This window comes from Chromobacterium sp. S0633 (assembly GCF_024158805.1).
In the GTDB taxonomy this organism is placed as follows: Bacteria; Pseudomonadota; Gammaproteobacteria; order Burkholderiales; family Chromobacteriaceae; genus Chromobacterium.
Genome location: NZ_JAMZGH010000003.1, coordinates 88,747 through 105,724 on the forward strand (window position 1 = coordinate 88,747; position 16,978 = coordinate 105,724).

16 protein-coding genes are annotated in these 16,978 nt (G+C 40.2%); 1 reads left to right on the top strand and 15 read right to left on the bottom strand.

Features of this window, described 5'->3' with window-relative positions; genetic code table 11:
* Positions 1 to 13: 13 nt before the first annotated feature.
* Positions 14 to 1,426, top strand: a complete 1,413-nt coding sequence (locus NK214_RS02515; protein ID WP_305883539.1) for an FAD-dependent oxidoreductase — start codon at positions 14 to 16, stop codon at positions 1,424 to 1,426.
* Positions 1,427 to 1,475: 49 nt separating this feature from the next.
* On the opposite strand, the gene NK214_RS02520 is transcribed toward NK214_RS02515, so the two are convergent.
* The 15 genes from NK214_RS02520 to NK214_RS02590 form a co-directional block, all read right to left on the bottom strand.
* Positions 1,476 to 1,967: a GDP-mannose mannosyl hydrolase gene (locus tag NK214_RS02520; protein WP_253313702.1), complete on the bottom strand. Its 492-nt coding sequence runs from the start codon at positions 1,965 to 1,967 to the stop codon at positions 1,476 to 1,478.
* Positions 1,954 to 3,387, bottom strand: a complete 1,434-nt coding sequence (locus tag NK214_RS02525) for a mannose-1-phosphate guanylyltransferase/mannose-6-phosphate isomerase (protein WP_253313703.1) — start codon at positions 3,385 to 3,387, stop codon at positions 1,954 to 1,956. The genes NK214_RS02520 and NK214_RS02525 overlap by 14 nt, the downstream gene beginning before the upstream one ends.
* A gap of 39 nt (positions 3,388 to 3,426) precedes the next feature.
* Positions 3,427 to 4,539 (bottom strand): glycosyltransferase family 4 protein, encoded by a 1,113-nt coding sequence (locus tag NK214_RS02530; protein WP_253313704.1) that lies wholly within the window; start codon positions 4,537 to 4,539, stop codon positions 3,427 to 3,429.
* 84 nt (positions 4,540 to 4,623) lie between these two features.
* On the bottom strand, positions 4,624 to 5,406 hold the full coding sequence (locus tag NK214_RS02535; RefSeq protein WP_227104992.1) for a glycosyltransferase family 2 protein: 783 nt from the start codon (positions 5,404 to 5,406) through the stop codon (positions 4,624 to 4,626).
* Entirely contained in the window at positions 5,403 to 6,398 is a 996-nt protein-coding gene (locus NK214_RS02540; RefSeq protein WP_227104990.1) for an EpsG family protein, read from the bottom strand. The genes NK214_RS02535 and NK214_RS02540 overlap by 4 nt, the downstream gene beginning before the upstream one ends.
* Positions 6,388 to 7,839 (bottom strand): lipopolysaccharide biosynthesis protein, encoded by a 1,452-nt coding sequence (locus tag NK214_RS02545; RefSeq protein ID WP_253313705.1) that lies wholly within the window; start codon positions 7,837 to 7,839, stop codon positions 6,388 to 6,390. The genes NK214_RS02540 and NK214_RS02545 overlap by 11 nt, the downstream gene beginning before the upstream one ends.
* Positions 7,840 to 7,843: 4 nt before the next feature.
* Entirely contained in the window at positions 7,844 to 8,866 is a 1,023-nt protein-coding gene (locus tag NK214_RS02550; protein WP_253313706.1) for a glycosyltransferase family 10 domain-containing protein, read from the bottom strand.
* The gene (locus tag NK214_RS02555; RefSeq protein WP_253313707.1) at positions 8,863 to 10,026 is read right to left on the bottom strand and encodes a DegT/DnrJ/EryC1/StrS aminotransferase family protein; all 1,164 of its coding nucleotides are present in this window, start codon (positions 10,024 to 10,026) and stop codon (positions 8,863 to 8,865) included. Before NK214_RS02555 ends, NK214_RS02550 begins: the two co-directional genes overlap by 4 nt.
* Positions 10,027 to 10,956, bottom strand: coding sequence for a GDP-L-fucose synthase (locus tag NK214_RS02560; protein ID WP_227104982.1), 930 nt, complete (start codon positions 10,954 to 10,956; stop codon positions 10,027 to 10,029).
* A 16-nt stretch (positions 10,957 to 10,972) separates the two neighbouring features.
* Positions 10,973 to 12,097, bottom strand: coding sequence for a GDP-mannose 4,6-dehydratase (gmd, locus tag NK214_RS02565; protein ID WP_253313708.1), 1,125 nt, complete (start codon positions 12,095 to 12,097; stop codon positions 10,973 to 10,975).
* On the bottom strand, positions 12,094 to 13,119 hold the full coding sequence (locus tag NK214_RS02570; RefSeq protein ID WP_253313709.1) for a glycosyltransferase: 1,026 nt from the start codon (positions 13,117 to 13,119) through the stop codon (positions 12,094 to 12,096). The genes gmd and NK214_RS02570 overlap by 4 nt, the downstream gene beginning before the upstream one ends.
* Positions 13,116 to 14,093 (bottom strand): glycosyltransferase family 2 protein, encoded by a 978-nt coding sequence (locus tag NK214_RS02575; RefSeq protein WP_253313710.1) that lies wholly within the window; start codon positions 14,091 to 14,093, stop codon positions 13,116 to 13,118. Before NK214_RS02575 ends, NK214_RS02570 begins: the two co-directional genes overlap by 4 nt.
* A 165-nt stretch (positions 14,094 to 14,258) precedes the next feature.
* A complete protein-coding gene (locus NK214_RS02580; protein ID WP_227104974.1) occupies positions 14,259 to 15,230 on the bottom strand; it encodes an NAD(P)-dependent oxidoreductase in 972 nt (323 codons plus the stop codon).
* Positions 15,227 to 16,150 (bottom strand): transketolase family protein, encoded by a 924-nt coding sequence (locus tag NK214_RS02585; protein WP_253313711.1) that lies wholly within the window; start codon positions 16,148 to 16,150, stop codon positions 15,227 to 15,229. The genes NK214_RS02580 and NK214_RS02585 overlap by 4 nt, the downstream gene beginning before the upstream one ends.
* A complete protein-coding gene (locus tag NK214_RS02590; protein ID WP_227104971.1) occupies positions 16,150 to 16,971 on the bottom strand; it encodes a transketolase in 822 nt (273 codons plus the stop codon). The genes NK214_RS02585 and NK214_RS02590 overlap by 1 nt, the downstream gene beginning before the upstream one ends.
* Positions 16,972 to 16,978 lie beyond the last annotated feature (7 nt).

Here is a 16,978-nt window from a genome sequence, read left to right on the forward strand (position 1 = left end):
ACAGGAAACAACCATGAGCGATGTTTTCCAATTCATGAAGCTTTCGCGCAACCCCGGCGACAAGGTGGACGCCTCGGTGCGTAAGATCGAATTCAAAGAAATCTATCAGCCGTTGCACAGCGTGGACGCGGCCGACCAGGCCGGCCGCTGCTTGTCCTGTGGCAACCCGTACTGCGAATGGGAGTGCCCGGTGCACAACTACATTCCCAACTGGCTGAAGTTGGTGGAAGAGGGGCGTCTGTTCGAGGCGGCGGAAATGTCGCACAAAACCAATAGCCTGCCGGAAATCTGCGGCCGGGTCTGCCCGCAGGACCGTCTGTGCGAAGGCGCGTGCACCCTGAACCAGGGCGGCTTCGGCGCGGTTTCCATCGGAAGCATCGAGAAATACATTACCGACGAGGCCTTCAAAGCCGGCTGGCGGCCGGATATGTCCAAGGTGGTGTGGACGGACAAGAAAGTCGCGGTAATCGGCGCGGGCCCGGCCGGCCTGGCCTGTGCCGACGTATTGGTACGCAATGGCGTCAAGGCGGTGGTGTTTGACCGCTACGAGGAAATCGGCGGCCTGCTGACCTTTGGTATTCCGGAGTTCAAGCTGGAAAAATCCGTGATCAAGCGCCGCCGCGAGATCATGGAGGGCATGGGGGTGGAGTTTGTGCTCAACACCGAGATCGGCAAGGATGTCCAGATAGAAGAGTTGCTGGAACAATACGACGCCATCTTCATGGGCATGGGCGCGTACAAGTATATGAAGGGCGGCTTTCCTGGAGAGGATTTGCCCGGAGTGTTGGAAGCCCTGCCTTACTTGATCAATAATGTGCGCCAAGGACTGGGCACGCTGCCGGATGGCGAAGAGCCGATCACGATGCAAGGCAAACGCGTCGTGGTGTTGGGTGGGGGGGATACCGCGATGGACTGCAACCGTACCGCGATACGTCAAGGTGCCAAGAGCGTGATCTGCGCCTACCGTCGAGATGAGGCGAATATGCCGGGCTCCAAGCGTGAGGTGGCGAATGCGAAGGAAGAGGGCGTTGAGTTCAGTTGGAATCGGCAACCTACTGCCATTTTACAGTGCTCGACGGATGCTCTAGTCGTGAATTTAATGGCCACTCGTTTAGGAGAGCCAGATAGTAAGGGGCGCCGGACAGTGGAGCTCATTCCAGGAAGTGAAGAGAGTTTGGAGTGTGATTGCGTGATTATAGCTTTTGGCTTTCAGGTAGAGGCTGCGGCTTGGTTTACCGCTCAGGGGATTGGGGTTACTAGCAACAACCGAGTCATAGTTTCAGAACAGGATAGATATCCATATCAGACTAGCAACCCTAAGGTCTTCTCTGGGGGGGATATGGTACGTGGGGCTGACTTAGTGGTGAGAGCGGTATTTGAAGGAAGGCAGGCAGCCGACAGTATTCTAAATTATCTCAGCCTTTGAAGAATTAGAAGCAACAACCGCAGATATTATTATCTGCGGTTGGCTGAAATTAGGAAAAGTAAGCTTGGGTGTTTTTATGTACGCTAGGGTCTGTGCAAATATCTGATGCAGTTGCCCATTTATATTGAGTGTGTTGACTATAAGGCAAACGCTCTAAGCCAAAACTAGTTGAAAATTTTATTTTGTAAGCCAAAACAATATAGTGTGTGCTGAATTCATCTCCGCAGTATGCATTAGTGCCGTAGAAGTGTTCCCAAACTCCAAAGGCTTCTGCGTCACTTCGATTAAAGGAAAAACCTAGTTCTTCTTGAAATAATCGATAAAAGGCATTGTCAAGAGACTCATTTTTTCGAACACGCCCTCCAGGCACAAACCAAAATCCAGCTGCAGGTTGGTTCTTCCTTAAGCCTAAAAGTAAGTTGCCATTATTATTCTCAATAATAAAATCAATTGAAATTAAGGGGGCAAATTTCACAATCTGCATAAAATCGCAGACAGGAAGAAAACTGCTTTCATGTGAAGTAAGGTTAGCAGCGACCATACCTATCCTCAAAACGGACGATATCATCTTCCCCAAGATAGCTACCAGATTGGACTTCAATCAATTCAAGAGGAACTTTTCCTGGGTTCTCAAGAGCATGTACAACTCCAACGGGAATATAAACAGATTGATTTTCTGTTAGCAGAGTCTCTTTATCACCATTCAACACTCTAGCTGTCCCTGACACGACAACCCAGTGTTCTGCACGATGGTGATGCATTTGGACAGACAACTTTGCTCCTGGATTTACGGTAATACGCTTCACCTGATAACGATGGCCAGAGTCGATACTGTCATAATGCCCCCATGGTCGATAAATCATACGATGCTGATGCGCTTCTGGCCGCTGCTCAGATTTTAGTTTTTCTACAATATCTTTTACATTCTGTACTTGATCTTTTTTTGCCACGAGAACCGCATCTGCGGTATCGATTACAATCAAGTCATCAATACCTACTGTAGCAATCAGGCGGTTGGCGGCACTATTCAAATAGCAGTTCTTACTATCAACTGTGATGGTGTCACCGATGTTTACATTGTTTGAGTCATCTTGCTCTGAAACCTCCCACAGAGCACTCCATGATCCAACGTCGCTCCAGCCAGCATCCAAAGGTACGACAACTGCCAACTCTGTTTTTTCCATAACGGCATAATCAATAGAGTTTGGCGGGCAGTTTGAAAAGGCAACTGGGTCAGGTCGTAAAAAATCAAAATCCTGTTGTGGATTTTTCATTGACAATCGGCAAGCTGCGAGAATATCGTCAGAGTATTTATTCAGCTCATCAATAAAAACAGATGCGCGGAACATAAACATTCCGCTATTCCATAGGTAATTTCCATTATCAATATATTGCTGAGCCCTTTCTTTGTTAGGCTTTTCAACGAACTCTTCAATTGGAAAAATGGAAGTTACGGTGTGGTCGTTAGATGGGCGGCGATATGTTTTCGAAAATTTAATATAACCATAGCCAATTTCCGGCTTATTAGGAACAATACCGAAGGTAACAAGTTTCCCTGCTTCGACGGCTGGCTGGGCAATTGAAATAGCATGGTGAAAAGCCGCAGTGTCGGCGATGACATGATCAGCGGGTAAAACTAGTAAAATGGGGTCATCATATAGCTGCAGGGCATTTAAAGCAGCAATAGCAATCGCTGGGGCTGTATTACGACCAACAGGCTCTAATATTATAGAACTTGGCTCAACATTTATCTGTCTCAATTGCTCCGCAACAATAAAGCGATGTTCTTCATTACAAACAACAATAGGCTTCATACATTGCGAAACGCCTGACAGACGAGAATGGGTTGCTTGAAGCATCGATTGCGAGCTGGTCAGGGAAAGGAACTGTTTCGGAAAGCTAGCACGAGAAAGTGGCCACAAGCGTGTTCCATAACCACCAGCAAGAATAACGGGTATCATGATAAAGATTTCCTAAAATCGGGCATCAAGACATTATGCTTACGTTGTATATTTCTTTAAAAGAGCTATATACTGATTTATAATATGCACTTCGCTAAACGAAGCTGCCATAAAGTCTCTTCCTGCTTGGCCCATTGCCGACCTCTCCCCATCACTCAGCTCTAGCATGTTAACACAACACTTTACAAGCGAGTCAACGTCTTTGATTTTGCAAAGAAACCCAGTTTTTCCTTCAATTACTAGATCACGACAGCCTACGTTGTCTGTTGTGATCAAAGGCTTTCCCATTGCGGCTGCTTCCATCAGAGTTCTTGGAATCCCTTCTCGATAAAAGGACGGCAGCACAATGCAATCAGCTTGCGAAATAAATGGTCGCACATCGTCAGTTATGCCTAGATATTCGATAGAGCCCTCTTGTGCCCATTCAGAAATAAGTGACTTTGGGATAGCACTTGGGTTTTGTACATCGCAAGGGCCTAAAAGCTGAAATTGTGCATGCGGATATAATTTAGTTAGCGCTTTAGCCGTTTGAACAAATTCACCCACTCCTTTGTCCCAAAGCATGCGAGAGATTAATAAAAACCGAATTTTTTTGTCAGTTGCAGTTTTCGGTTGGGGGGCAAAAAAATTCATATTAACCCCCTCGCCATGAAGCAATACAGCCTGTTCTTTCTTAACTAAATCATGTGACAAAAAAACGCGCTTGTCATCCTCGTTTAAAAACCACACTTCTTTGGGCCAGCGAAATGCTATTTTATATAAATACTTGGCAATATAAGCGATCCAGTTTTTTTCGACGAAAGTGTAACCAAGACCCGTAGTAATTGCAATACAAGGCTTTTGGGAAAAAAATGATGCAATGGACCCATATATATTGGGCTTGATTGTGTAATGAATAATAAAATCAGGAGCAATATTTTTGTAAAGACGGTAAAGAGAGTAAATCAGTTTTCCATCTGAAATCGGATTGACACCCTTTGCCGATAAGGTGACATCAATCATGGTGCAACCCATCATTTTCAATTTTTCAGAGTAATTGTCGTGGGGGGCAATAATAAAAATGCTATGGCCGTCAAGAATTAGCCGTTGGATAAGACCATGACGGAAATTAAAAAGGGACCATGAGGTATTGGAAACTAAGCAGATTTTCATTTTAAGAAATAATCCTTCAAAAGAAGGGGTGCTAGGTTAGAATAATATTCCCTCAACGCTAGAATGAGATAGTTCTGGCAATAGCTATGAGGTTTTAAAAAGTCTACTAAAATAAACAATAACTATTCGTCTAGTAAACTTCAAAAGAGAAAAAAACTGGAAAAAAATAGATGTGATATTTTTTGTACCGAGCGCTTTTCTTAGTGCGAGTAGTTCGCCCTTTTGCATCAACAGTAAATTGGCGCTAAGTCCAGAGTGACCATATGATGGCTTATTTAAAAATATCAAGGGGGTTGATATATAGCCCATTTTGACACCTTGTTTTGCTAGTTCAAGCCATGCGGAATAGTCCTCCGCATAACGCATGGTAGGGTCAAAAGTCAGAGAGATATCTTTAGATAAGACAACAGAGGGGGTTGGAAAGTAATTTTTATAAAGTAAATTTCCTAAGAATATTTGTTTGACATGGCAAGAGTGTATGGGGGCAGTATGTTTATTATAGCTGAATGACCCGCCAATAAAATCTAGTGAATGCTTAGTTAAAGCGGAGATTTGTATTTCCAGCTTTTGTGGGTGCCATTCGTCATCTGCATCGATAAATGCAATCCACTTGCCATGGGCCTCGGAAATTCCGATATTTCTTGAAATAGATGGACCTAAATTTGTTTTGTTCTCGTGCAGTTTTATTTTTATTTTAAGAGAGCACATTTGCAATGCACTAATAATAGAAGAGGTTTTATCATTGGAACAATCATTAATGCAGATGATCTCTTCTGGTGGAAGTGTCTGATTAAGAACTGACTTTATTGTATTTTCAATTGTTTTTTCAGAGTTAAAACAAGGGATGATGACGCTAATTTTATTCATTCAAAATGCCCAGTAAATAATAAAAACATTAACCTAAAAGTAGGTATGGTAGATAATGCCAGTAAGAGAATGGAGTTTCTATTACTTCTTTGTGTTGCTAAAACTAAGCAAGGAGCAATTATTTCGACAGGGGCATGAATGCGCCATGAAAGTTGGTAGTTTGAAGATGCAAAGACTGATAATATAGATAAAATAGCGCAAAATTTAAATAAATGAATATGCTTGAAGTTGCTACTATTCCAATCACAAAGCAAAATAACAAATAAAAGATAAAGTCCTATGAATATTCTTTTCCATTGGTCATTATTGGCCTCAGTGTAAATTTCTGCGCTTTGCGCACTCATTACAAAATCAAAACTTTGAAGGATAGACTCAGTGAAAAAGAAAGAGAGCGAAAGAAAAATGGCAAATAAAACGGTAAGAGTTTTTTTGTTAGGTAGAAAAGTGGATAGTAGATAAATAGAGACAAAAATAATTGCTGAGTAATGGAAGGAAAAGGCAATAGCCAAAAAAAGTATGCTTAATAATTTTGAATTACTTTTAATCGATAGGACTAAAAAATAAACGGATATTATAGTCCTCCATACATACATGGCATTGCTGAAGGAGAAATAGCAAAAAAATAGAATAAAAGCTTTTTTGAATGTAATACTAGATGTTTCAGAGAGTTTTATATAAAGTTGAAAAAATAATATATTAGATATAAGGCAATTAATAAAAATAAATATAAATTCAGAATTGGCAATGTATTGTTCTAAATATAGTACGATTAGAAAGCCAATTTCGACTTTACCGGTTCGGAAAAATATATACTCAATGCCATCGCGAAGGCCCATAGTCCACAATAGCTGAGATTGAGAGTAATATATATCGGAGTCAGCAAAAACTCCATTGAATGCCATTGGAAGTGAAACGATGGCAACAAGAAAAATAACTAAAAGAAAGTTGCTTTGGTGTAAGCGGTTAGGATCAATAACGAAGTTATTTTTCATAGGGTAATGGGCTAGAAATTAATGAATGGAATGGCATGCTGTGACGAAGAAATAAAATTATATAAAATAAACTAATAAGACCACACAAGACAATATTTAATACATGTGCAAATGATGAGGTAGGACTTAAAATGTAGTTAATGATGATAGGTGTCAAGCCAAGTAAAGCAGATACTAACCATGTGATATATTTAGGTGAAGGAGGGGATATTTGATAAAGGGAGTATGTTGAAAACATGCATGCAACTGAAAAAGATAACATTATAATGACGGGGGCAAATTTGAAGTCTGCTTGTGTTATTTTTAATATGTAAAAGCAAACTAATAAAACGATGGAAGCAGTAAAAAACGAAATTAAATTACGTGCAGGTTTCTTGTCAATTTGAGAGGATTGATTTAATAAACTACCTATAACTCTGAAAAATTCGCTTAGCATGCCAACTTGGCAAAAAAACAATGCGGAGTGATAACGGTTATCTATGAGTAAGCTGATGAGACTTGCGCAAGTACCTAAGCCTAAACCTAGCATAATAAGGTAAATAGGAATAACCGAGTTAAGCATGTCATTAAATAATGATATGCTGTGAGATTTGTTATCCAAACTTAGATGGCTATAGAATTTTGGTAGTATTACTTGTGAAGAGATCGCTTCAACAATGGACCAAAATTGATTGGCAATGCCAAACCCAAGAATCAATATCCCTAAATTGTGTGGACCCCAGAAAGTATCAATTAAAAATCGATACCCCCCTGTAAGTATCCAAAGTAGTCCTGCGCTAATAGAAAGTGGCAGGCAGTACGTTAGCACCATTTGTGTGTCAATAAATCGTGCATAGATAGCTTGGGTATTAGGTTTACAAGCTTTATAAATAATTTTGAGTGCAAGTAAGCCTCCAACTAAAAAACCTATTGCTTGTCCAATAAACCATAGGAGAGATTCATTTTTTAACTGCACCAATGCCATTGAGCAAAGCAAGCCAATAGCAGTGGTCACGAATGCTAAACCGATTGAGGAGAGTCGTAGGCCTAGCATATTCAGCAATGGAATTAATGTATTATTCCAAGTACCCAACCACAAGCTAATGCAGAGTGCTATAGAATAGGGAACAATATTGTATAAAGGATAAGGGCTGTCATTAAATGTTGAGGATAGCCATAGCAAAGCTATTAAAAATGAAAGCAAAGAAAGACTAGAAATATAAATGTTATATTTTTTTAGATAGCCTACAAGAAGTCCTAAAGAGTACCATTCGTGAGTATGCCGGTTAATGTATTGACCAACGGGATTGATTAAAAACAAACCGAAAAAACTTGTAAAAGCGGTCATTAGACCCAAGCGAGCAAACTGCTCAACAGAAAGCCAATGAGTAACTAACTTAAGCGCCAACAAACCAATTAAGGCTTGGCTAAGCCGTGCAAGTGATATCCACAGTATATTCATAGGGCTAAAATTGAGCTGCTAATTCTAGGTCATGTGCAATTTCTTCTGAAATGGTGTTTGCAAAACACTCAGAAGAAAATGAATACGCCAAATCACTTGATAAGAATGAAGCAATGTTCGTCTGGTAGTCCAAAAATTCACGCTCTGGCATATTTTTAATATACTGATAGAGCTCAGGGTAACTATTGAATTGGGTTCGATCTATGTAACAGGTTGAGGGAATAAAGCTCGCTATATCAGGAGCTCCATGATAAATAGGAACGCAGCCAGAAAAAAAACTATCAAATATTTTTTCAGTAATATACCCATTAAAGCCAGTGACGTTTTCATAGCATATACTGAATTTAGAATTCAGTAGCACAGTTGACTTGCTTTCAATGCGCCCTTTATATGCTGGAAAATATACAGCATTAAAATAGCTGCCAAGCATGCCCTGTAGCTTAGTGTAAATACGGCCTAGTTTTCCATGACGCATTGCTGGTAAGTTCCAACCAGTGCCATAGAGTCTAAAATCTAAAGGAGCATTACATTGAAACCATCTAATTGCTTTGATTCTTTCAGGGTATAGACTTCTAGCATCTGGCCTTTGTGTTGTTTTATTACCAGCTATCATACAGCATAAGTTGTTGCGATTTTTGAAACCATTTATATCAGGTAGTTGTAAGTTCTGGCTATAATTTATTTTTTTAAAATTTCTGGCATGAGTATGATTTTGCCAGCAAAAGACGATATTAAACTGATTTATAAGTTCGATTGAGCTGTTGTTCCTGTCAATCAAAGGTGTTTCCATGTTAAGTAAATAGTGTCTTGCATTTTTACTCCGGGATATTTTTCTTGCATTTATGTGAATTTCTATGAAAAATTCATATTTTTGAGGAGTGTCCCAGGTGTTTAAATCAATGCCAAATTTTAAAAGCTTTTCTTTTAACAAAAAGAAAGGGTGGTTGCAATTGTCTCTATTAAGGTGGGACGAAGGGGAAAATACATCATTATTTTCCCCGGCACCATAAAGGAGTGCTGAAATCATGAGCTAATAACACTCTTTAGATAATCAATTTTTTCATGCAAGCTGAAATGATGATTGCCAACAAAAAAGCCATTTTTATCAATGTAGTCAGCGTTTTCTAGCGAGCCGTGGATTTCATAGTTAAACCAATTGAGCACTTCATTTTTTGCAAAATTGCCGGCGACGATTGGACGTACATCAATGTTTGCAACGGATAACTTGTTCACAATGGCTTCACGAGATATTGGGGCGTTTTCTTTTAGAACTAGGGAAAATCCAAACCAACTACTATCACCGATTTCCTTTTGAATTGAAATCCAAGGATGATTGGAGAAAGCTTTTTGAAAATAATTGGCATTCTTACGACGTTCACTAATAAGTGCAGGGAGTTTTTTCACCTGCTCTTGCCCAATTGCCCCACTCATTTCAAGTGGCCTTAGATTGTAGCCTGGAAGGACAAATCTGAAAGACTCTTCAAAAGGATTGCTACTTTTTTCTCCGCAGACATGATTGAATTTCGGTAGATTCCTGGTCCAACCATGAGCTCGGAGACATAGCAGAATATGATACAACTCCTCATCATTAGTCATGATACCGCCACCTTCCATGGTAGCAATATGATGGCTAAAAAAGGTGCTAAAGGTTCCCATTAAGCCAAATGTGCCAGCCTGTTTGCCATTAATCTTGGCACCCATAGACTCACAATTATCTTCTAGTAAGATAATATTACGGTTAGCTATCATTTTTTGAATGTGCTGGAAGTCATTAGGATTTCCAAGCAAATTGACTGCCAAAATTACTTTGGTTTTATCTGTAATAGCAAGTTCTAACTGATTTAAATCGAAATTCAGACTATCTATATCGATATCTACAAATTTTAATTTGAGACCATATTGCTGCAATGGATAATAGGTTGTGCTCCAAGAAACGGCAGGTACAATTACTTCGTCACCGGCTTTTAATGGCCTCTCCTTCCTGAAAAATAAAGCACCAATCATTGCTAAATTAGCGGAAGAACCAGAGTTGACCATTACGACGTGCTTGCAGCCTACCCACTCTGCAAAATCTTTTTCAAATGCAGCAACTTCTTTGCCCATAGAGAACATGCCAGAATCAATGACTCTTTGAATAGCTGCATATTCATCTTGGTCCCAGGTGGTGCTAGCTAGTGGGTAGTGCATTTAATGACTCACTTTCAATGTACGTAGATAGTACTCATATGTTTTCATTAGACCATTGGTTAGGCTCGTTTCCGCGTGCCATCCCCATTGATTGGCTAGACCGGTATCTGTTAGTTTTCTACTCATCCCGACAGGCTTGCTGAGGTCGTGAGTGAAAGATCCTGAGTAACCGATTACTTCTGCCGCAGCCTGATAGTATTCATTCACAGAATAATCATGTCCAAGACCAATATTCATGCAGTTAGGGATCCCTGCGATGTCATCCACTGCCATTAATAGAGCTTGTGCCAAATCTTCTGCAAATAAAAATTCACGCCGTGCTTCACCAGACCCCCAAATGTCTACTTCACTTTGCTTCAAGATCTTCGCTTGATGTAATTTATGAATGATGGCAGGTATAAGATGAGACCATCTCGGGTCAAACTTATCATGTTTTCCATAAAGATTGCAGGGTATTATTGTTTTATAATTATACTCAGGATTTTCTCGACAGATATATTCGGCTAGTTTTGCGACCGTAATTTTTGCTAGAGCATAACCCTCATTGGTAGGCTCCAAACCACCAGATAGAACGTCGCTTTCCTTTAATGCTATCTGTCGATCTCGCGGGTACATGCAGGAACTGCCAATATTTATTAATTTTGAGATGCCAGAGACAGAGGCGGCTAAAAGCACATTGCGACCCATATCGAGATTATCGATTAGGAATTTGACGGGTTCTCGTATATTAGCTTGAATGCCGCCTACTTTTCCCGCTGCGTGTATGATGCAATCAGGTTTTGCTTTCTCGATATACTGTAACGTTGCAGAAAAATTGGAAAGATCTAACTCTGCATGTGAGGGCGTTATCCACTGAAATTTATCTGCAGCTGGGTGTTCCAGCAGATTTCGGCCAAGCATGCCTGAAGCGCCGGTTAAAAGTACTCTCATGCAAGACTCCTTGTCCTTATCGTTCAACGCTTACAGAAACATAGTGCCCATGCCTTTTCAGCAATGCATGCTGTTTAGCTTGCTCCAGATCATTTTGTACCATTTCAGCGCACATCTGTTGAACTGTAATCTCTGGGGTCCAACCAAGTAAGTTTTTGGCTTTACTAGGATCCCCTAAAAGGGTTTCTACTTCAGCAGGCCGAAAATAGCGGGGGTCAATTCTGACAATAATATCTCCAACTTTTAGTGCAGGAGCATCCGCACCTGAAATTTTTGTCACAACGGCATATTCATTGATCCCAGAGCCAATAAAATCTAGTTCAATTCCTAGATGTGCAGCGGACCAGATAATAAATTGACGGACACTATATTGCACGCCTGTCGCAATTACAAAATCAGCAGCTTGGCTTTGCTGCAACATTAACCATTGCATCTTAACATAGTCTTTAGCATGTCCCCAATCACGTAGAGCATCCATGTTACCCATGTACAAGCAAGACTCAAGGCCTTGGGCTATATTGGCAAGGCCCCGGGTAATTTTCCGTGTAACAAAAGTTTCCCCACGCCGCGGTGATTCATGATTGAACAAAATACCATTACATGCGTACATGCCATATGACTCCCTGTAGTTTACTGTTATCCAGTAAGCGTAGAGTTTGGCTGCTGCATAAGGACTTCTAGGATAAAAAGGTGTTGTTTCTTTTTGAGGTGTTTCTTGTACCAAACCATATAATTCTGAGGTGGAGGCTTGATAAAATCTGCACTTATTTTCAAGCTTCAAAAAACGAATTGCTTCAAGTAAACGCAAAGTGCCTAACGCATCGACATCGGCCGTATATTCAGGTGATTCAAAGCTGACCGCAACATGTGATTGTGCACCTAAATTGTATACTTCATCAGGCTGCACTTCGGCGATAATTCTTGTCAGATTTGAAGAGTCACTTAAGTCCCCATAGTGTAATTTTATTTTTGCATTTTCAGTATGGGGATCTTGAAAAATGTGATCTATGCGCTGAGTATTAAAAGATGAAGCTCTACGCTTAATGCCATGAACCTCATAGCCCTTTTCTAACAAAAACTCTGCAAGGTAAGAGCCATCTTGGCCAGTGATGCCGGTAATTAAAGCTTTTTTCATTTTCATTCCGATGCAATAGAATGGGGGTTTATCGAAGCCATGTATGAAAAGAGTGATTGAAAACGCTGGGCAAAGCTGTGCGAATTATTTGTTCGCATATACCCGTTATGAGCAATTTCATTGCGAAGCGGTTCATCCTCAAGGTACATTTGTATTTTTTCAACAAAATCATCAGGATCCGAATAAATAGCAATTTCTTTGCCAATCTCGTAATAGTGTTCAAGCCCTTCCACATAGTATGAAAGTTGAAAACTACCCGTTGAGTTAATTTCGAAATGTCGTGCTTTAAGCTGTTCTATGGTTTTGGGTGACCGAAAACGAGATACTAAAGCTCTAGGCGAAGAACACAGGTATCTGGCATCCCAATTGCTAGAGTTAGACAGATTTAAATTTATTTTACTTGTGTTGAAAATATCGATCATTCTTTCAAGTGATACCATGCCATTTGGCCAGCCTGAACCATACGCCTGTACATTGATGCCTACCTTTTTGAGACGATTAATTAGCCAAGAGCGATAAGGGTGAAAGGCTCCAACAAAAGAAACGTCTAAAATTTTATCTGAATCTTTCTTTTTATACAAATCAAGATTAGCTCCAAAAGGAAAGTGGAAGGCATGCTGCAGGCCAAGCTTTTGATATTTTCTTATGCCATAAATATCTGGAGTAGTAAACACATTAAAATGTTTTGCCCAGTAGCGGGAAAAATCTTTACGCCAAGTATCATCATGGAAAAAACAGATGGTTCGAGTATGGTTCTGCAATGACAAAATAATGTTTGGATCAAATTGATCAGTGTATAACGAAAATAAAATAATGTTTGGGCTTTGTGATTTTGCTTTTTCTAACAATAGCTGATTCATGCCAGCTTTGCCATGCTTTTGTAATAGAGACATATAGTCAAATATCTCTACATCAACTCCCATTTCTTTTAGGGATGCATAGAAGTTGTAATACTCATATGACCGCCCTCTTTTCGGATCTCCGTAGTCATATTCCATGATCGCTAAAATTATTTTCATATTGCTCATCTTGGTTGATTGTAAAACTTTCTTGCCAATTGGGAAATCTTGGAGGCGAGAATGTGTGGGCGACATAGATATGCTGAAATTAGTCTGAGAGTGATTGCCTTTAAAATGATTCGTTTGGCAAAAACCTTATTCTTGGAATTCTTGTTGCATCGCCACCAATGAAGCAAATACTTTAGCTTATAAATTTTAATGGCATGATCTTTTTTTTGGATTTTTGTGTTTTGATATACAAATCCAAGTAAGCTTGCTTGCTGCTTTATATGGATAGTTGAGCTATCATTGCTGCCATGAATACGATATTGAATCAACGGTGCGTATGACCAGATGATCTTACCTCTTTGTGCAACTTGCATTAAAAAAGAAACATCAGAGTGCTTTCCTCCGTATTCCGAATTTAAATATAGTCCTTTAATTTTTGAGGATCTATACATGTAGCCAGGAAATGGCGCAACATGGTCGATAGGACTACAGTATTGTAAAAATAATTCGCCCCCACTATTTATAATCTTTATGCCGTCTGTCTTTTGTAGGAGAATGGTTTTTGTTAATCTGCTGTTTTGTAAAATCCGCCCATTACACCCGACTGCAGCAATGTCATTGTCTGAGGTGATGATGCCCAATAATGTTTCAAGGTAGCGTGGCATCATGACGTCATCGTCGTGAAACATGACTAAGAATTCGGCGGTGCTTTCTTCAATAATGGTTTTGAAATGGGCTAATGCACTTAACGAGTTTGACCTACGGATATATATAACGTCCCCATACTGTTGCCGTATGATGCGCTCTACATCATCGGTTGTAGAGTTATCTGAAATGTATAAATTGTATTCTTGCAGGGTTTGTTTTTTGACGGAGTCAATGGCTTCGGCGATAAAATTTGGCCTATTATGGCTGAGTATATAAATATCGACTGTTTTTAAGTTTTTTGTTTTGTCAATAATATTTTCGGAACTGTCAAGCGAAAATGGCTGCATATTTTATCGGGTGGATATATTGTGGACTTTTAACTGACGCTGTTATAAAAACTAGGCGTCTTGCCAAACCTCAAGTCTTAATTGATTTAATTAAATCTATGTATTTTGAAAAAAAGCCATGCTAACAAAGCATTATTTGCAATGAATAACAAGGGCTGATTGGGCTTATTTTTGATAAATATGTCGATTGGCTGTTCTTTCAATAATAGATGAAATGCTAAAGTGATTTTCTACACCAAGAGCTTGGATTTTTTTTGTTGATGGTATGTAGGTGGATTCTATTGCAGAAGAATTGGACTGCACAATAATCTTTTTGCCAGGAGATATGGTTTTAGCTACAAGCTGAGCTAAGGTTTTTATTCGAACTCTATCTTCAGATCCAACGTTGTAGGCTTCACCAGGTGTGCCTATAGCGAGTAAGTTTAGTAACCAGTTTGCCATATCATCACCATCTAAATAGCTTCTCACGGCAGTCCCATTGCCCTTGATTAAAATGGCGTCTCCAAATAACGCATCCCTTATAAAGTTACCAATTGCATATGGTCCATCTAGTGGGATATGTTCCCCTGCAAAGGCAAAACATCGAGCAATAACAGTTTCCAGGCCATGCATTTGGAGGTAAGCTGTACATAACTGCTCAGCAATTCGTTTGCCTTGGCCATAAATACTGCTAATCAATGTGGTTGGAGGTGCCCCTAGATAGTTTTCTGAGATGTGGCTTAGCTCTCTGGGTTGTGGGCCATATACCGCTCCCGAGCTTATAAAGAGAAATCTTGTGGCCTCTGCCTTTAGGCTGAAATCAAGAACGGCTTGAGTCCCTATGATAAGCTGTTTTAACCATTCATCAGGGGGGCCTTCTTTGTGAGTGTCTGCCGCCGCATGAATGATATCAGTAAATTTTAAATGGTTGTATTTGGTGAGATCGAAAAGATCGCCTTTAATAAAGCCAAGCCATTTATAACTAGCGTAACCGGGGTGGTTTTTTAAAAAAACTTCCGGAGATCGGCTTAGTATGGTGACTGTGATATTGCAGTCAGTGGTTTTTTTTGTTTTGATCAAATGATCAAGAATATGTCTGCCAACAAATCCTGTTCCTCCGGTAATAAGGATTTTCTTATTGTTTAATTGTGGAGTCATTGGGGGGGGCTTTTTAGAAAAGTAGTAATTTTTTCCTGTATAGATGTAATGTCTAAGCCTTGCTCTTGTAGCAAATAACTATAGCTACCACATAACTTTGTAAAGCAGTCCTCAACACCAACTCGTAGTATTTTTATTGGGGCATAAGTTGTAGATATCTCTGCGATCATTGACCCCAGCCCCCCTTGAGTTGAATGCTCTTCAAACGTCACAATAATATTGCTGGATTTGCAAATGGTAACTAATTGATCAACGTCTAGCGGTTTGATTTTGGGCGCGCTCCAGACGGTTGCATTTGGAAAAAATGACTCTGCAATTTTTATAGCCGTTTTTGTCATTGCTCCTGTTGCGATAAAAGATATTTCACCGGGTGTGCCATTTCGAACGGCGAAGAAGCTAGCTAGGGTACCTGATAGAGGGGCGTGGTGCACGTCACCTAAATCTGATTTTCCAATTCTTAAATAGGTCGTGGCTTTTGATCTATAAGCGTGCTCCATGCACAAAGTTAATTCATGGCGGTCTGAGGGAGAGTAAATATTTAAATTTGGAATCGCTCGAGTTGCGGCAATATCTTCTGTTGACTGATGGCTGGTTCCTAGGTGGCTGTAAACAAACCCGGCACCATCGCCAATAATAATCGCATGTAAATTATCGTGAGATAAGTCTAACTTAATTTGCTCTAAAACTCGAATTGGAACAAATGAGCTAAGCCCATAAACAACAGGGATATAACCGGCTTTAGATAGGCCTGCGGCCATGCCGATCATATTCTGCTCAGCAATGCCTGCATTAATATATTGCTGAGGGCATCTGTTTCTGAAATCATCAAAAAGTGCGTAGCCATGGTCGCCCGTTAAGAGTAAGACCCGTTTGTCACTCTCGGCTAATTGGAGCAATGAGCTAGAGAATGCATTTCTCATTAAGCACCATCCTCTATCTCGGATATGGCTTTTTTGTAAGTGTTTTCATCTAGGCGTGTATAGTGCCAAATATTATTGTTTTCCATAAATGAAACCCCTTTCCCTTTTGTTGTTTTTGCAATAATTGCTTTTGGTGTGGGCGATGTACTCATCCATAGTTTTTCAATCGTGTCATGAATGGCGGACTCGTCATGGCCATCGATCGTGATGGTTTCAAAGCCAAAGCTGGAAAATTTATTTTCTAAGTTTCCTAGATTCAAAACTTCATCAGTAGATCCCATCGCTTGAAATTTATTTTCATCAACAATGACCATGAAATTATCTAATTTATGATGGGCTGCGAATAAGGCACCTTCCCAGATCGGTCCCTCATTTAGCTCGCCATCTCCAACGATAACATAAACTTTCTGTGAACTATTTTTGAGGCTAGAGGCTAAAGCCAAACCTACTCCTATGGAAAAACCATGGCCTAATGAGCCTGACGTAACTTCTAAACCTGGAACGCTAGAGTCAGAAAGTCCTTTTAATCTGCTCCCATCAGCAAAGTAATTTTTGAGATCGTTACTATTGATCCAGCCTTTCTCGTAGATGCAGGCATATTGGGCCATTACGCCATGCCCTTTGCTGAGTACTAAATAGTCTCTGTTGAGGGAGGCTGGATCATTGTCTGGGTAGCGAAGGCAGTTTCGATAAAGTACTGCGAGAACTTCAATAATTGAAAAGGCGCAGCCGATATGCACTGTATTACCGGCGTAGGCCATATCCAGTACCCGCTTGCGGAGTACTTTTGAATTAAAGTTGCTAGATATTTTATCGTTCATTTTATTT

What these genes read in the sequence shown, in the direction of transcription:
- NK214_RS02515 (WP_305883539.1), top strand. Translation starts at nt 14, where the DNA reads ATGAGCGATGTTTTCCAATTCATGAAGCTTTCGCGCAACCCCGGCGAC.
- NK214_RS02520 (WP_253313702.1), bottom strand. Translation starts at nt 1,967, where the DNA reads ATGGTCGCTGCTAACCTTACTTCACATGAAAGCAGTTTTCTTCCTGTC.
- NK214_RS02525 (WP_253313703.1), bottom strand. Translation starts at nt 3,387, where the DNA reads ATGATACCCGTTATTCTTGCTGGTGGTTATGGAACACGCTTGTGGCCA.
- NK214_RS02530 (WP_253313704.1), bottom strand. Translation starts at nt 4,539, where the DNA reads ATGAAAATCTGCTTAGTTTCCAATACCTCATGGTCCCTTTTTAATTTC.
- NK214_RS02535 (WP_227104992.1), bottom strand. Translation starts at nt 5,406, where the DNA reads ATGAATAAAATTAGCGTCATCATCCCTTGTTTTAACTCTGAAAAAACA.
- NK214_RS02540 (WP_227104990.1), bottom strand. Translation starts at nt 6,398, where the DNA reads ATGAAAAATAACTTCGTTATTGATCCTAACCGCTTACACCAAAGCAAC.
- NK214_RS02545 (WP_253313705.1), bottom strand. Translation starts at nt 7,839, where the DNA reads ATGAATATACTGTGGATATCACTTGCACGGCTTAGCCAAGCCTTAATT.
- NK214_RS02550 (WP_253313706.1), bottom strand. Translation starts at nt 8,866, where the DNA reads ATGATTTCAGCACTCCTTTATGGTGCCGGGGAAAATAATGATGTATTT.
- NK214_RS02555 (WP_253313707.1), bottom strand. Translation starts at nt 10,026, where the DNA reads ATGCACTACCCACTAGCTAGCACCACCTGGGACCAAGATGAATATGCA.
- NK214_RS02560 (WP_227104982.1), bottom strand. Translation starts at nt 10,956, where the DNA reads ATGAGAGTACTTTTAACCGGCGCTTCAGGCATGCTTGGCCGAAATCTG.
- gmd (WP_253313708.1), bottom strand. Translation starts at nt 12,097, where the DNA reads ATGAAAATGAAAAAAGCTTTAATTACCGGCATCACTGGCCAAGATGGC.
- NK214_RS02570 (WP_253313709.1), bottom strand. Translation starts at nt 13,119, where the DNA reads ATGAGCAATATGAAAATAATTTTAGCGATCATGGAATATGACTACGGA.
- NK214_RS02575 (WP_253313710.1), bottom strand. Translation starts at nt 14,093, where the DNA reads ATGCAGCCATTTTCGCTTGACAGTTCCGAAAATATTATTGACAAAACA.
- NK214_RS02580 (WP_227104974.1), bottom strand. Translation starts at nt 15,230, where the DNA reads ATGACTCCACAATTAAACAATAAGAAAATCCTTATTACCGGAGGAACA.
- NK214_RS02585 (WP_253313711.1), bottom strand. Translation starts at nt 16,150, where the DNA reads ATGAGAAATGCATTCTCTAGCTCATTGCTCCAATTAGCCGAGAGTGAC.
- NK214_RS02590 (WP_227104971.1), bottom strand. Translation starts at nt 16,971, where the DNA reads ATGAACGATAAAATATCTAGCAACTTTAATTCAAAAGTACTCCGCAAG.